Genomic DNA, 15,139 nt, shown 5'->3' with positions numbered 1-15,139 from the left:
CTACGTCATTCGACGTATTGGTGCACGGTGACCGCCCCATTCTGCGCATCGGCCTCAAACCGCTGACAGTCAGGATGCGCCAACAGTGCTCTGGCTACAGCGGGCTCCAGACGCTGGCGAAAAGCCCGCAACATCTCCCGGGCTCCATAACGGGCATCGTAGCCACAGCACAGTTCGCCCCTAAGCTTAGTTGACAGTGACAGCACTGCATGTTTTTTGCCCAGCCGCCGGTTGAGCCCCACCAACTCGATGTCCAACAGTGCTTCGAGCCAGTTATCAGCAAGGCTGTTGAAGGTAAGGATCTGATCAATACGGTTCAGGAATTCAGGGTCGAAATGCCGACGCAGAGCGACATCGCGCAAGTACCCACCCTCACCGGCCGACAACCTGAGCCAGCGGCGCCAACCTTTCTGATAACGCTGTTGGTGCGCCTCAGCATCCAGAGCTCCGGCATTACTGGTCATGAATATCAGAGTGTTGCTGAAATCGATTTCCCGGTTACCGGAGGGAAACATCAGCCGGCCGGTGTCCAGAACGTTCAACAGGGCGCGGACGACTTCCCGGCTGGCTTTCTCGATTTCATCAAACAACACAATGCCGGGCTTGCTGAACGAGCCCTGTACTTTGTCTAGATCAAACAGGCTGTGGCCTTCCTTACTGCCCACGTAGCCCGGCGGCGCGCCGGTAAGAGCGGCGGTATAGTGCTCCTGAGCCAGGGTGTTCATATCGATGCGGCACAGGCCATCCCGGCTGCCATGAATGGCTTCTGCAATCAGCCGAACGGTTTCGGTTTTACCCACACCTGTGGGCCCAAGGAACAGATGCACCGCGAGTGGCCGGTTTTCCTCGCCGATGTCGGCTTTCACTCGCACCAGCATGGATTCCATGGCTGTCAGGGCATCGTCCTGGCCAACGATGCTCTCCCGCAGGCGGGACATGACGGCATCTGGCTCAAAGCGAAACCGGGAAGCACGAACCGGGCCTGAGGCAGCCCGGTTTTGTTCTATGGACTCCCGGTTGGCTTCCAGCCGTTCGTTGATAAACGGCATCAGCAACTCCCGGCATTAAGCGCCTGCAGATTTTTCTTTACCGTCGAATGGCAGCTCACCCACCGGACATTCAGCGGTGCCCACGGTTTTGCGAGTCATTGCTTCAACGTTTTCCTGTGCCTTTTGAGCGTCCATCACCCAGGTGCGATAGAACTCAAACGGGCAGTCGGCTACGCCTTTGTCGCCATCGCCGGAGTTGTGAACACCGGTGTAGCCCCGGTGCAGCAGTTTGAACAGGTGGTTTTGTGACTGGTCATTCTGGCGTGCGTCGCGGATCTGACTGATCGAAAGCTGGGCATACTGAATTCCCATATCTTCCTCGCCACACTCTCCGAGAGTGCGGCCATCAAAGCCGATAATGGCGGAGTGGCCGAAGTAGGAATACACCCCATCAAAACCGGAGGCGTTGGCCACGGCCACATAACAGTTGTTGGCCCACGCCATGCTCTTGGACATCATCACCTGCTGCTCCTTGGCCGGATACATATAGCCCTGGCAGCGAACGATCAGCTCGGCACCTTTCATTGCACAGTCCCGCCATATTTCCGGGTAGTTGCCGTCATCGCAGATGATCAGGCTGATCTTCATACCCTTGGGGCCTTCGCTGACGTAAGTGGTGTCCCCCGGATACCAACCTTCAATCGGGCACCAGGGAATACATTTGCGGTATTTCTGGACGATCTCACCTTCATTGTTGATGAGAATCAGGGTGTTATAGGGTGCCTTACTGGGGTGATCCTCATGCCGTTCGCCGGTCAGTGAGAAGATACCCCAGGTATTGGCCTCACGGCAGGCGGCAGAGAAGATGGCGGTTTCGTCGCCGGGAATCGTGGCAGCCGTCTCCATCATCTCGTCATTGTCGTACATGATGCCCATAGTGCTGTATTCCGGAAACACCACCAGGTCCATGCCGGGCAGGCCCACTTTCATACCCTTGATCATGTTGGCAATCTGGCGGGCGTTGTCCAATACCTCGGATTTGGTATGCAACCGGGGCATCTTGTAGTTCACCACCGCCACACCGACGGTGTCGTTACTGCTGGAAATATCACCGTGTCTCATTAATTCGCTCCTCGTTAAACCGCCAGGTAACTGGCAATCTTTTCCTGGTCTGCTTCAGCCCTGTTCTCTTCGTGGACGATGACGCCCTTCTCGATCACCAGAATCCGGTCCGCCGCGTCCATCACAAAGCTCAGGACCTGCTCAGAGACAACTATCGACAAACCGCGCTCATCGCGGATACGCCGTAGGGTCTGAGCGATCTCTTTGATGATATTGGGCTGAATGCCTTCGGTGGGTTCGTCAAGCAACAGCACCTTGGGCCGCGTGGCCAGCGCGCGGGCAATGGCGAGCTGTTGCTGCTGACCACCAGACAGATTACCGCCGCGCCTGTTCTGCATTTCCTTCAGTACCGGAAACATCTCGTACAGATCCTCCGGTACCTTCTTTTCACCCACGGTGGACAGGGCCGTTTCAATGTTTTCCCTTACCGTAAGGGTTGGAAAAATCATCCGGCCCTGAGGCACAAAACCAATGCCAGCCCTTACCCGCTGGAAGCTCTTCAGGTTGGAAATGTTGGAACCATCCAGGCTGACCTCACCGCCTTTGGTAGGGGTCATGCCGACCAGGGATTTCATCAGCGTGGTCTTGCCCATGCCGTTGCGGCCCACCACGGCCACAATCTCGTTTTTTCCCACCTCAAGGTTCAGGTCCCCGATGATGGTGCTTTGGCCATAGGCCACCGAATGATGTTTGACGCTCAGCATGTTCAGTGCCCCAGATAGACTTCGATGACTTTCGGGTCCGACTTCACGTGCTCAATGGACCCTTCCGAAAGAACCTTGCCCTGGTGCATCACGGTCACCCGGTCGGCGATGTCACCAACGAACTGCATGTCATGCTCGATCACCAGTACCGTGTGGTCCCGGGTGATCACCCGGAGCAGTTCGGCGGTTTTCTTGCGCTCGGCCACCGACATTCCGGCCACCGGCTCATCCAGCATCAGCAGATCCGGCTTCTGGATCAGCAGCATGCCGATCTCCAGCCACTGTTTCTGACCGTGGCTGAGCGAGGCCGCCGGTTCGTTCAGGGCGTCCGTCAGGAAGATGGTTTCTGCCACCTCTTCCACAGCCTCAACTACCGCCCGGTCCCGCTTGAAGGCCAGCGCCCCCATCACGCTGTGGCCCTGCGGGTAGGACACCTCGAGGTTTTCAAACACAGTCAGATCTTCAAACACCGATGGTGTCTGAAACTTCCGGCCCACACCGGAATGAACGATCTGGTGTTCCTTGAGTTTGGTCAGCTCCTTGCCGGCAAACTTGATCGAACCGGCAGTCGCCTTGGTTTTGCCGCAGATCAGATCGAGAACGGTGGTTTTGCCAGCACCATTGGGGCCGATAATGACCCGGATTTCCTTGGGGTCGAGGTAGAAAGACAGGTCATCCACGGCCTTGAAGCCGTCGAATGATACGGTCAGGCCCTCAACCGCCAGCAGAAAATCCGTGCCTTTGCTTTTGGCTGCACTCATCAGGATTTCTCCGGGCTGTAGGTATTGATCATCGGATCGTAATCGTCGGTTTTTTCAGCACTCGCCGTGGTCGCTACAGGCTCGGCGGAGGTTTGAGCTTCAGCCTTTCCGCGTTTGAAGAGGCGATCTTCCAGGGGCATGACGTAGCTGCGGTAGAGCCCGGCCAAGCCGTTCGGGAATGCCAGCACTACCCCAATAAACAGCGCTCCCATGGCGAAAGGCCAAAGTTCAGGGAAGGATTCGGAGAAACCACTCTTGGCGGCATTGACCAGTAGTGCGCCGTAAACCGCACCAAGAATCGACAGCCGGCCGCCGAGGGCACAGAAGATAACCATTTCGATAGAAGCGACGATGCCAATGAACGATGGCGACATGAACCCCACAATCAGGGTGAACATTGCGCCACCGATTCCGGCAAAGGCCGCAGCCAGGCAAAACACGAAGATCTTGAAAGCGGCAACGTCATAGCCGGAGAACCGTACTCGCATCTCCTGGGCATTCATGGCCACCAGAATGCGGCCCAGTTTCCGGTTCTGGACAAGCCGTGCCACGAACAGACAAAGGAACAGCATTCCGACACAGACGAAGTACAGGGCGGTCCGTGCCTCATCGGTGCGGATATCCCAACCCTTCAGGGTCTGCAAATCGGTAATGCCGTTTACGCCACCGGTATAACCCTGTTGTCCGATAATCAGGATGGTCAGGATTGCCGCAATGGCTTGGGTGATGATGGCAAAGTACACGCCACCCACACGGCGGGTGAACATTGCAAAACCGATCACGAAAGCCAGCAGAACGGGCACGCCAATGACCGCGATCAACGTGAACGAGAAGCTGTGGAACGGTTCCCAGAACCACGGCAGCTCGGTGAGCTGATTCCAGTCCATGAAATCCGGAATGCCCGGGGTAGACTGGATCGCGGTGGCCTCCGGAGTGGAGGCTTCCAGCTTCAGGAACATCGCCATGCAATAGCCGCCCAGGCCAAAGAACACGCCCTGGCCCAGGCTGAGAATGCCGGCTTTACCCCAGCACATCACCAATCCGATCGCCACGAACGCGTAGGTCAGGTATTTACCCACCATGTTCAGCCGGAACGGGTCCAGAACCAGCGGCAGGATGACAGCCAGCAGAAACGCCAGCGCCAGGTAATACAGGCCCTCGCGGGAGCCGAACCATTTCAGGGGGGATGAACTCTTCATGACAATCTCCTAGCGACGGACCTTGAGGGCCATGAGTCCTTCCGGACGCAGCATCAGGATGCCGACGACAACCAACAGGGTGAGTACCTTTGCCATGGAACCACTCAGGAAAAACTCCATGGTGGACTGGGCCTGGGAAATGCCGAAGGCGGAAATAATGGTGCCAATCAGGCTTTGGGCGCCGCCGAAGACCACCACCAGGAAGGTATCGACGATGTAGGCCTGCCCGGACGACGGCCCGGTAGAACCAATCATGGTGAACGCCGCGCCAGCAATTCCGGCGATACCGCAGCCGAGGGCAAAGGTTGCGCGGTCGATACCAGCACTGTTGATGCCCACAGCCTCAGCCATAGGGCGGTTCTGAACCACAGCCCGCACGTTCTTGCCCCAGCCGGAGCGGTACATGAGCAAGTAAACGGCGACAGCAATGGAGAGCGCGATGATCATCACGAACAAGCCGTTGATCGGCAGTTCCACCAAATCGGTCACCTGGAAGGCGCCCATCATCCATTCTGGAAGATCAACGCCCACTTCGCGGGCACCAAAGATGGAGCGGTAGGCCTGCTGCATGATCAGGCTCAACCCCCAGGTGGCCAGCAAGGTATCGAGTGGTCGGTGGTAGAGATGCCGTATCATCAGCCACTCAACGAGTGCTCCCAAGGCAGCGCATATCAAAAAGGCCAGGATGATGGCGAAGAAGAAGTAACCGCCAAACAGTCCGGGCAGGTAGGACTGGAAAAAACTCGACGTCAGGTAGGTGGTGTAGGCACCTAGGATCATGAATTCCCCGTGGGCCATGTTGATCACGCCCATCTGACCAAAAATGATGGCCAGGCCCATTGCCATCAGTACGAACACTGAAAACAGGGAGAGTCCGGCAAACCCCTGCATGGCAAATATCGACATCAATTCACTGCTGGTGTAGCCATCGAACATGACCCTTCTCCCCTTCAAACCAACATGCTTTGCGTTGCGGAGGCGATGAAGGCCGGCGCACGGTGGCGCCGGCCATTCCGTTTTACTGGTAACCTTCCGGGAACGGGTCTGGCTCCATCAGCTCTTCTGTTTCGTGAACCACCTTGTACTGACCATCAAGCTGGGCCTGGCCAATCCGGGTCTTGGACCACAGGTGATGGTTTTCGTGGATGCGTACGTAACCTTCCGGTGCCTTGGTGAATTCGATGCCTGCGAACTCTTCGCGAATCTTATCGATGTCGAAAGAGCCGGCCTTTTCAACCGCCGCTTTCCACAACCAGGGACCGAGATACGCGGCCTGGGTAACGTCGCCGATCACCATGTCATCGCCGTAGGTTTCCTTGAAGGCCGCAACAAACTCCTTGTTGTTGGGGTTGTCCAGGCTCTGGAAGTACTTCATGGAGGCGTAGATACCTTCCACGTTGTCGCCGCCGATACCACGGATTTCGTCCTCGGTTACGGAGATCGTCAGCAGCAGCGGCTTCTCGTCGGTGAAATCAACACCAGCAGCTTTCATCTGCTTGTAGAAGGCCACGTTGGAACCGCCCACCACGGACGCGAAAATCACGTCGGGCTTCTTGAGCTTGATCTTGTTGATCACCGAGTTGAACTGGGTGTGGCCCAGTGGGTAATACTCTTCACCCACAACTTTCAGGCCCAGCTTATCGATGTGCTTGCGGGCGATCTTGTTGGAAGTTCGTGGCCAGATGTAGTCGGATCCGAGCAGATAGAAGCTCTTGGCGCCCTTTTCCTTTACCGCCCAGTCGATACCCGCAAGAATCTGCTGGGTAGCTTCCTGGCCGGTGTAAACCACGTTCGGGGACTGCTCAAGACCTTCATAGAAGGTAGGGTAATACAGCATGCCGTTGTACTGTTCGATCACCGGCAGGATGGCCTTGCGTGACGCGGAGGTCCACGCGCCAAAGATCGCGGCCACATTATCCTGACGCAGAAGCTTGCGGGACTTTTCGGCAAACGTTGGCCAGTCGCTGGCGCCGTCTTCCTGAACAAACTCTATCTGGCGACCCAGAACACCACCAGACGCATTTATCTGTTCAATCGCCAGCTTTTCCGCCTGCACCGAGCCAATCTCACTGATTGCCATGGTGCCGGTGATAGAGTGCAGTATGCCAACCGTAACGGTGTCATCCGTCACCGCCAGATCGGTTGTATTGACTTCTGCCGTACTGGGTGTCGCCGCTTGCGCGGAGGTAGCCAGCATAACGGACGCCGCCAGTGTCATCAGACTTTTTCTAAACCCTGGCCTCTTGCCAGGCGATCGTATGCTGGCGTTTTTATCTGTCGTACCCATGGTGATTCCTCGCAGTGTTTGAAATCCGGTACCGCGCTTTTCATCGAAAGCACAGCGTCCACATCAAACATTCTGCTTGCGCCCTTTAAGGGAGCCCATTCGGCAATCACCCCAGCACACTACGTCATTTGACGCATTCCTGATTCCGGCAATACAGGCTAAAACGCGGGTACACGATTTAAATGTGTCCGCTTTTTCTTGCGTTCCTGTCCATGGCACGAAAATTGTTGGTGTTTTCAGGTCCGGTGCACCGCGCCACGCAACCGCACTTATTTTCGGGCACTCCTTATCCAGCGACACAGGCAACACAACGATGGCCGCACGACAAAGCATTTTCCGTGTAAGGCGCAATTACAATCAGTGGGTGGCTAACCAGACGCTCGAAGACTACGCCTTGCGGTTTACCGCAAAGAGTGCCCGGCGCTGGTCCGCCGCCCGCGTTACTAATACGGCTCTGGGAGCGATTTCCTTTCTGGCGCTGGAAGCCATCGGTGGGGCCATCACTATCCACTACGGATTCAACAACGCAGTCGCGGCCATCTGCGCCGTAGCGCTGATCATTTTTCTGACCGCTATACCCATCAGCTACTACGCCGCTCGCTATGGTGTTGATATAGACCTGCTTACTCGAGGCGCCGGCTTCGGCTACATCGGCTCCACCATCACCTCGCTGATCTACGCCTCATTTACGTTTATCTTTTTCGCAATCGAAGCGGCGATCATGGCCATGGCGCTGGAGCTGCTGCTGGATATACCGTTGGTAATCGGTTACCTCATTTGTTCGGTGGTGATTATCCCCCTGGTCACCCACGGCATAACCGCCATCAGCAAGTTCCAGCTCTGGACCCAACCGGCGTGGATTGTGCTGCAGCTGCTGCCGTTTGTTTTCATCATCTACATGGACGCCGGCTCGGTGTCAGACTGGACGCAGTTTGAGGGCACTGCCCCCAATCAGGGCGGCGAGTTCAACCTGCTGCTTTTTGGGGCAGCGTCGGCCGTGGTGTTCTCGTTGATTGCACAGATTGGCGAACAGGTCGATTTCCTGCGTTTTGTGCCTGAGCCTGAGCAAGGGCAGCGTTTGCGGTGGTGGACGGCGGTGATGGCCGGTGGGCCTGGATGGATTGTCATTGGTGCGTTGAAAATCCTGGCGGGCTCGTTCCTGGCTGTACTGGCCCTGAACCATGGCGTGTCGGCACTGGATGCCTCCGACCCCACCCGCATGTACATGGTGGCATTCGGCTATCTCTCGTCGTCTCCGGAAGTGGCGCTGGCCATCGCGGGCATCTTTGTCATTCTTTGCCAGGTCAAGATCAACGTCACTAACGCCTATGCAGGCTCCATTGCCTGGTCGAATTTTTTCTCACGTCTGACGCACAGCCATCCGGGCCGTGTGGTGTGGCTGGTCTTCAACGTGACCATTGCCTTGCTGGTGATGGAGTTGGGTGTTTATCGCGCCCTAGAAGAGACTCTGGGCTTCTATGGCGTCGTAGCGGTGGCGTGGGTGGGCTCCCTGGTGGCCGACCTGGTGATCAACAAACCACTGGGCTTCAGCCCGAAGCACATCGAGTTCAAGCGGGCACACCTGTACGACATCAACCCCGTTGGTGTCGGTGCCATGATACTGGCCTCGGTCATTGGTATGGTGTGCCACGGTGGCGCCATTGGCGACGTACCCCAGGCGCTGTCACACTTCATTACCCTGGGTTCAGCATTGGTGATCGCGCCCGTCATTGCCTGGCGTACTCGTGGGCGCTTTTATACCGCACGCCCATTCGTGCCCATCGCCACTGACCGACAACTTGTCGCCTGCTGTATCTGCGAACACGAATTCGAGCCGGAAGACGTGACTGGCTGCCCGGCCTATGCCGGCAATATCTGCTCGTTGTGCTGCTCCCTCGATGCCCGCTGCGGCGATTTCTGTAAACCCGGTGCAGGTTATCGACATCAGCTGCAGCAGTTTTTTGGCCTGTTTATTCCCGAGTCAGTGCTCTCAAAACTACACTCGCGCATTGGCCACTTCCTGACGTTGTTGTTTCTGATCAACGGTCTGTCCGGGCTGCTTCTGGCACTGATATACGCTAAGACACCGGTGAACTCGCCCACCGAAGCCGCGCTGCTGTCGATCACCCTGTGGAAGGTGTTCTTCGTGCTGATCATTATCACTGGCGTGGTGTGCTGGCTGTTTGTGCTGGCCCATGAAAGCCGCGTGGTGGCCGAGGAGGAGTCCCAGCGACAGACCCGTCTTCTGACCGAGGAAATCGTGGCCCACGAGCGCACGGATCAGGCCCTGCAACAGGCCAAGGAGCACGCAGAAGCGGCCAACGGCGCAAAGAGCCGCTACCTGACTGGCATCAGCCACGAGCTGCGTTCACCGCTGAACGCAATCCTGGGTTACGCCCAGCTGATGGAGAACGACACCGCTATCCCCGACAACCGCAAGGACGCACTGGGTGTCATACGCCGCAGCGGTGAGTATCTGGCGGACCTGATCGAAGGCCTGCTGGACATCTCCAAGATCGAAGCCGGGCGGCTGGACCTGCACCGGGACGAGGTGCGTATCGACCTGCTGATGGAGCAACTGGTGCACATGTTCCGGCTGCAAGCGGAAGAGAAAGGGCTGGCTTTCAGTTACCACGGCCCTACCCGCTTACCCGAACTGGTGACCACGGATGAAAAGCGCCTGCGGCAGATACTCATCAACCTGCTGTCCAATGCGCTCAAATACACCGACAACGGCAGCATTTCGTTAACCCTGAAATATCGCAGCCAGGTGGCTGAGTTCACGATAAAGGACACCGGTGAAGGTATCGCCGAAGAAAACATCGAGCGCATATTCCGACCTTTCGAGCGTATACGCACCCCCGGACAAAGTCGCACCGGCACCGGGCTCGGGCTCACCATCACCCGGCTGTTGACCGAAATCATGGGCGGCGATCTCTCTGTAGAGAGCACGCCCGGGGAAGGCAGTACCTTCCGCGTCAGCCTGATGCTGTCCAGCCTGCATACCCCCCGCCCGGAATCCATGACATCTCCGGCCCGGCGCATTTATGGCTACAAAGGCCCGCGACGCAAGATCATGGTGGTGGATGACGAGTCCTCCCACCGCCAGGTGATCCGAGCCATGCTAGCTCCGCTGGGTTTTGAGATTGTCGACATCGGCAACTCCCTGGCGGTGGTGGATGCCATCGACAACAGCCATCCCGACTTGGTGTTACTCGATGTCTCCATGCCCGGTTACAGCGGCTGGGATATCCTTACGCAATTGCGAAGCAACAACCATCAGGTGCCCGTAGTCATGGTATCGGCCGACGCCAGCGAAGGACGCAACCGGCCGGAATCACCCACCCTGCACAACGGTTACATCATCAAGCCGGTGCGCTTGAACCTGCTGCTGGACCACATCGCCCGGCTGCTTACCCTCGACTGGCGCTTCGAGAAAAGCCCGGAACCGCTGGCAGCCACCATTACGCCCGAATCGGAAACGCTGATTCTGCCCGCGGCTGAACATCGCGCCGCGCTGGTGGGGCTGGCCACCATCGGCCACAAAAAAGGACTTCTTGAGGCACTGCACGGACTCCGTTACCGGAGCGAGGCCGATCCGGTGTTTGTAGAAGAACTTGTGAAGCTCACCAACGACTTCCAGTTCGAAAAAATCATCGATTTGATCAAGGTGACGGAACATGAGCACACCTGAAGCCCGAAAGACGGTCGTTATGGTGGTGGACGATGCAGTTGACTGCATTCGCATGATCAACGACGCCCTGGAAAGTGCCGGCATGACGGTATTGATTGCGCTGGAAGGCAGCCAGGCCCTGACCATCAGTCAGAACATCACCCCGGACATTGTGCTGATGGATGCCATCATGCCCAACATGGATGGCTTCGAAACCTGCCGTCGGCTGAAGCAGAATCCGGACTTCGCAAATACCCCCATCATTTTCATGACCGGCCTCAGCGACACTGAGCACGTGGTGATGGGGCTCAAATGCGGCGGCGTGGACTACATCACCAAACCCATTAACACCACCGAACTGATGGCCCGCATGCAGGTACATCTGACCAACGCCCGCATGGCACACAGCGCTCGGGCCGCTCTGGATACCGCCGGACAGAACCTGTTTGCCGTGGACCGTCACGGAGCCATTCTGTGGTCCACCCCCCAGGTTCATCAGCGGCTCACTGGCGGCGGCTCTAACAACCTTGAGCTACTGACCAATAACCTGGCCACCTGGTTGAGCCACAATCCGGAGAACGGCCACAGCCTTACGCTGGATTTCCTGCCCGAGCTCCACACGGTGGAATTCCTCACCCTGGTCGACGAAAGGGAATACCTGTTGCGCCTGCAAGAGGTGCAGAAGCCCAGCGAGGCCACGGGCGCTCTGCGGACGCGCTTCAGCCTGACCGGCCGGGAGTCCGATGTGCTGTTGTGGATAGCCAATGGCAAAACCAACCGCGAGATCGGACAGATTCTGGAAATGAGCCCGCGCACGGTGAACAAGCATCTGGAGCAGGTATTTCGCAAACTGGGTGTGGAAAACCGCACGTCGGCCGCCGCTGCGGCCATTAAATGTCTGGCGCGAACCTGACCACCACGGGCAACGAAAGGGGCGTAGCCGCAGGGAGGAGCCTTACCCGTTCCACACCGGATAAGATGGGCCAATCTTCCTGCCGAGGCCACCCCATGAACAAACCCATCGTCATCATCGGCGGCGCATCGCTGGATACCATTATCCAGCTCGATGCCCTGCCAACCCCAACGCCACAAACACTGTGGCCGCGAAGCAGTTACAAATCCGTGGGTAGTACCGGTGCCGGCAAGGCACTGAACCTAGCAGCGCTGGGGCGCCGCGTGGTCTTGCATTCGCTACTGGGGCAGGACACGGAGGCCGATCTGGTGCGCCACGCTCTGAATAAGCCCGGCATCGAACTGATTGCCGAGATCACCAACACGCCGACAGAACAGCACGTAAACCTGATGGACCCTCAAGGCGGGCGGGTTTCCCTGTTTGTACAGCCTCCGGCTGACCCAAGTGGCGTTGATTGGGCGCCGGTGACCTCCGCAATTTCAGGCTGCGAACTGGTGGTGATCAATATCCTGAGCTATGCGAAGCCGGCACTGGCCCTGGCAAAAAACGCGAACAAACCGGTGTGGACCGACCTGCATGACTATGACGGTCGGAACCCACATCATCAGCCGTTTATCGATGCGGCGACTGTCATTTTCCTGTCCAGCGACAATCTGCCGGACTATCGCCGTTTCATGAAAAGAATCATTGATGATGGCAAGGAGCTGGTGGTGTGCACCCATGGCAGTGACGGTGCCACCCTGCTTAGCCGGGACGGGCAATGGTTGGAGCAGCCCGCGTTTCCAGTCGGTCGGGTGCAGGACACCAACGGTGCGGGTGACGCCTTCTTCAGTGGTTTTCTGTGTGGCCACCTTAACGGTGAAAACCTGCAGACCTGCCTTCACCTTGGGGCGGTCTGCGGCGCACTCTGCGTGACCTCACAATCATTGGCAGCGGAAAACCTGAGCCTTCAGCGACTTCATGACCATTTGCGTGAGGGCGGCTGATAGCTTTTCAGCGCCGATACCAGTGCGGCGGGCTGGTCTTTCACGATGACCATCTCGGCGTATTCGGGTTTCAGGAATCCGGCGCCGGACATCTTGCGGATGAAGGCCAGCAACTCATCGAAGTAGCCATCCACGTTGTAAAACGCACAGGGTTTACTGTGATATCCAAGCTGGCCCCAGGTCCAGGCTTCGAAGATCTCGTCCATGGTACCCGGCCCACCGGGCAGGGCCACGAAGGCGTCGGCCATATCCGCCATCAGCGCCTTGCGCTCGTGCATGCTGCTCACCACATCCAGACGGGTCAGGCCCTGATGGGCCAGCTCGCGGTCGCGAAGAGACTCTGGGATAACGCCATATACCTCCCGGCCGCCGGCCAACACGGCATCGGCAACCACACCCATCAGGCCCACCTTGCCACCCCCGAACACAAGATCCATACCCTGGCTGGCCATATACTGGCCAAACGCTCCGGCGGCTTGGGCAAAACGTTCATCATTTCCCAGGCTGGAGCCACAGAAGACAGCGATTTTCATGACGGAGTCCTATAACGCGTTCGTGGTTTGATTGGAGGAGTAATATACTGTCAGATTGTGGCCAGGGAGCGCCAGCGACTGACACTACACAACCAAAACGGACTCGTTTTCCATGAAAACCGTTTTCTCCCCACTACACAATCGCCGTACCGCCACGACCGAGCTCGACGGCGGCGTATTGATCGCCCCCCACGAGAAGCCATCCCGGGCAGAGACCATACTGGGCCGGGTCAAACAGGAACAACTGGGAGATGTCCTTGCACCAGACGACTTCGGCCTTGAACCGGTTCTGCGCGTGCATACCCCGGATTACGTGAGTTTTCTCCAGGGCTGCTGGGAGGATTGGGAAGCCGAGGGCAAACCCGGCGAGGCCATTCCCGCCGTCTGGCCGGGCCGGGGGATGCGGGAAAGGCTGCCCAAAGACATCGATGGCCGCCTGGGTTACTACAGCTTTGCCGCCGAAACCTCGATCACCGAAGGCACCTGGGACGCCGCCTGCGCCTCGGCAAACGTCGCTCTGACCGCACAGGCTCTGGTGGCCAACGGGGAGCCTGCCGCGTTCGCACTATGCCGTCCACCTGGGCATCACGCCCATGCTGACCTGTTCGGAGGCTACTGCTTCTTCAATAACGCGGCTATTTCCGCCCAGGCATTTCGGGACCAGGGCGCCAAACGCGTGGCAATACTGGACGTCGACTTCCATCATGGCAACGGTACCCAGGCCATTTTCTACCAACGCAGCGATGTATTGACCATCAGCCTGCACGGCGACCCGGACCTGGTGTTCCCTCATTTCCTCGGGTTTGAGGATGAAACCGGCGAAGGCGACGGCAACGGCTATAACCAGAACCTGGTGTATCCACCCGGCACGCCCTTCAAGGTCTGGCGCGAAGGGCTGGAAACCGCTTGTCAGCGAATTGCGGAATATCACCCCGATGCACTGGTGATCGCCCTGGGGGTCGACACCTTCGAGGACGATCCGATTTCCTTCTTCAAACTGACGTCTGCGGACTACCTGCTGATGGGGGAGCGGCTGGCGGAACTGAACCTGCCGACCCTGTTCACCATGGAGGGCGGCTACGATGTGGATGCCATTGGCGTGAACGTGGTGAACGTACTGAAGGGTTTTGAATGCGGCCGGCTATGACTCCGGCTCGTTCAGTTTGGCGAAAGCCTCCGGGTAACGTCGCTTCATCCGCGCCAACCGGAAGATCGTGATGAAATTAGTCACCACCACCATACCCTCCGCCAGCGTACCGCCGACGGAACCAATCAGCAGGTTGTTCAACATCCAGCAGATCGCAGCGGCTGCAAGGGTTAACCGCATAGCAATGCCCCGCAACATGAACATGCCGACAGTGCCGAACATGGCCGCACCAATGGCGAAGAAATCGACGGGCGCACGCCAGGTCAGCGCCGCTGCCACCAGGTTTACCGCGAGCACCGCCAGCATGACTTTCCAGTTGCCCAGGTATCGCCGGGCCAGCACGATGCGGCCGATCACCAGCAAACTCAGCACCGCCGCCGTCCAACTGCCGAACAGGGCAAACTGAAGCGCAAAGGCCACATTCGCGGAGATCAGCAACACCATCAAACGGTCGTCCCGCTTGCTGGCAAAGCCGACAATGCAAAAACCCAATGCAATCAGACTGACCGCCTGGCCAGCCAACTCTGTCAGACTCATTCCCTCAAACATCGCGGGCAGCACGGCCTGGCATTTGATGGCTGCGGTTAACCCGGATCACCGCCTGCGGTAATCCGGGTCGATCCAGCACTGTGGCAGGGATTCCCCGGACGGGAAATTCAGGCCGGCCTTGTCAAAAAACTCCGGGTCCTGGGCTTCCTCACCAAAATGCAGGCTGCCCCTAACAGTAGATTCGTTAGGGTCGATCAGCATTTTGGTGTCCAACACCTCAATCATGTGTCCGGTCGATTTCTCGGCGAGAAACATAAAGCCCTCCCGGGTTTCCCC

14 protein-coding genes are annotated in these 15,139 nt (G+C 57.8%); 4 read left to right on the top strand and 10 right to left on the bottom strand.

Features of this window, described 5'->3' with window-relative positions; all coding sequences use genetic code 11:
• Window positions 1-5: 5 nt before the first annotated feature.
• The 7 genes from MDG893_RS07025 to urtA all read right to left on the bottom strand — a co-directional run bounded on the left by MDG893_RS07025 (window position 6) and on the right by urtA (window position 6,993).
• The gene (locus MDG893_RS07025) at window positions 6-1,049 is read right to left on the bottom strand and encodes an AAA family ATPase (RefSeq protein ID WP_007153051.1); all 1,044 of its coding nucleotides are present in this window, start codon (window positions 1,047-1,049) and stop codon (window positions 6-8) included.
• Between the two features lie 15 nt (window positions 1,050-1,064).
• Window positions 1,065-2,111 carry an aliphatic amidase gene (locus MDG893_RS07020; RefSeq protein ID WP_007153050.1) on the bottom strand — a complete coding sequence of 349 codons (1,047 nt, stop codon included), beginning with the start codon at window positions 2,109-2,111 and terminating at the stop codon, window positions 1,065-1,067.
• 14 nt (window positions 2,112-2,125) lie between these two features.
• Window positions 2,126-2,815 (bottom strand): urea ABC transporter ATP-binding subunit UrtE, encoded by a 690-nt coding sequence (urtE, locus tag MDG893_RS07015; RefSeq protein ID WP_007153049.1) that lies wholly within the window; start codon window positions 2,813-2,815, stop codon window positions 2,126-2,128.
• 2 nt (window positions 2,816-2,817) lie between these two features.
• On the bottom strand, window positions 2,818-3,576 hold the full coding sequence (urtD, locus tag MDG893_RS07010; protein WP_007153048.1) for an urea ABC transporter ATP-binding protein UrtD: 759 nt from the start codon (window positions 3,574-3,576) through the stop codon (window positions 2,818-2,820).
• The gene (gene urtC, locus MDG893_RS07005) at window positions 3,576-4,775 is read right to left on the bottom strand and encodes an urea ABC transporter permease subunit UrtC (protein WP_007153047.1); all 1,200 of its coding nucleotides are present in this window, start codon (window positions 4,773-4,775) and stop codon (window positions 3,576-3,578) included. Before urtC ends, urtD begins: the two co-directional genes overlap by 1 nt.
• Window positions 4,776-4,784: 9 nt before the next feature.
• On the bottom strand, window positions 4,785-5,711 hold the full coding sequence (gene urtB, locus MDG893_RS07000; RefSeq protein ID WP_007153046.1) for an urea ABC transporter permease subunit UrtB: 927 nt from the start codon (window positions 5,709-5,711) through the stop codon (window positions 4,785-4,787).
• A gap of 82 nt (window positions 5,712-5,793) precedes the next feature.
• On the bottom strand, window positions 5,794-6,993 hold the full coding sequence (gene urtA / locus MDG893_RS06995; RefSeq protein ID WP_007153045.1) for an urea ABC transporter substrate-binding protein: 1,200 nt from the start codon (window positions 6,991-6,993) through the stop codon (window positions 5,794-5,796).
• Window positions 6,994-7,375: 382 nt separating this feature from the next.
• Here urtA and MDG893_RS06990 point away from each other — a divergent pair, with 382 nt between their 5' ends.
• The 3 genes from MDG893_RS06990 to MDG893_RS06980 all read left to right on the top strand — a co-directional run bounded on the left by MDG893_RS06990 (window position 7,376) and on the right by MDG893_RS06980 (window position 12,634).
• The gene (locus MDG893_RS06990; RefSeq protein ID WP_007153044.1) at window positions 7,376-10,756 is read left to right on the top strand and encodes a hybrid sensor histidine kinase/response regulator; all 3,381 of its coding nucleotides are present in this window, start codon (window positions 7,376-7,378) and stop codon (window positions 10,754-10,756) included.
• Window positions 10,743-11,648: a response regulator transcription factor gene (locus MDG893_RS06985; protein WP_007153043.1), complete on the top strand. Its 906-nt coding sequence runs from the start codon at window positions 10,743-10,745 to the stop codon at window positions 11,646-11,648. Before MDG893_RS06990 ends, MDG893_RS06985 begins: the two co-directional genes overlap by 14 nt.
• 95 nt (window positions 11,649-11,743) lie before the next feature.
• Window positions 11,744-12,634, top strand: coding sequence for a carbohydrate kinase family protein (locus MDG893_RS06980; RefSeq protein WP_007153042.1), 891 nt, complete (start codon window positions 11,744-11,746; stop codon window positions 12,632-12,634).
• Here the strand turns inward: MDG893_RS06980 and MDG893_RS06975 are convergent.
• Window positions 12,607-13,167 (bottom strand): LOG family protein, encoded by a 561-nt coding sequence (locus MDG893_RS06975; RefSeq protein WP_007153041.1) that lies wholly within the window; start codon window positions 13,165-13,167, stop codon window positions 12,607-12,609. The genes MDG893_RS06980 and MDG893_RS06975 overlap by 28 nt on opposite strands.
• A 112-nt stretch (window positions 13,168-13,279) precedes the next feature.
• Between MDG893_RS06975 and MDG893_RS06970 the strand changes: the two genes are divergently transcribed.
• Window positions 13,280-14,314 carry a histone deacetylase family protein gene (locus MDG893_RS06970; RefSeq protein ID WP_007153040.1) on the top strand — a complete coding sequence of 345 codons (1,035 nt, stop codon included), beginning with the start codon at window positions 13,280-13,282 and terminating at the stop codon, window positions 14,312-14,314.
• Here the strand turns inward: MDG893_RS06970 and MDG893_RS06965 are convergent.
• Window positions 14,309-14,863 (bottom strand): YgjV family protein, encoded by a 555-nt coding sequence (locus MDG893_RS06965; RefSeq protein WP_007153039.1) that lies wholly within the window; start codon window positions 14,861-14,863, stop codon window positions 14,309-14,311. The two genes, MDG893_RS06970 and MDG893_RS06965, sit on opposite strands and share 6 nt — an antisense overlap.
• Window positions 14,864-14,908: 45 nt before the next feature.
• Entirely contained in the window at window positions 14,909-15,118 is a 210-nt protein-coding gene (locus MDG893_RS06960) for a hypothetical protein (protein ID WP_007153038.1), read from the bottom strand.
• Between the last annotated feature and the right edge of the window lie 21 nt (window positions 15,119-15,139).

Origin of the sequence: Marinobacter algicola DG893, assembly GCF_000170835.1 — a bacterium.
In the GTDB taxonomy this organism is placed as follows: domain Bacteria; phylum Pseudomonadota; class Gammaproteobacteria; order Pseudomonadales; family Oleiphilaceae; genus Marinobacter; species Marinobacter algicola.
Note: the sequence above shows the minus strand (reverse complement) of the source record. Positions and strands in the feature narration are given on the sequence as shown.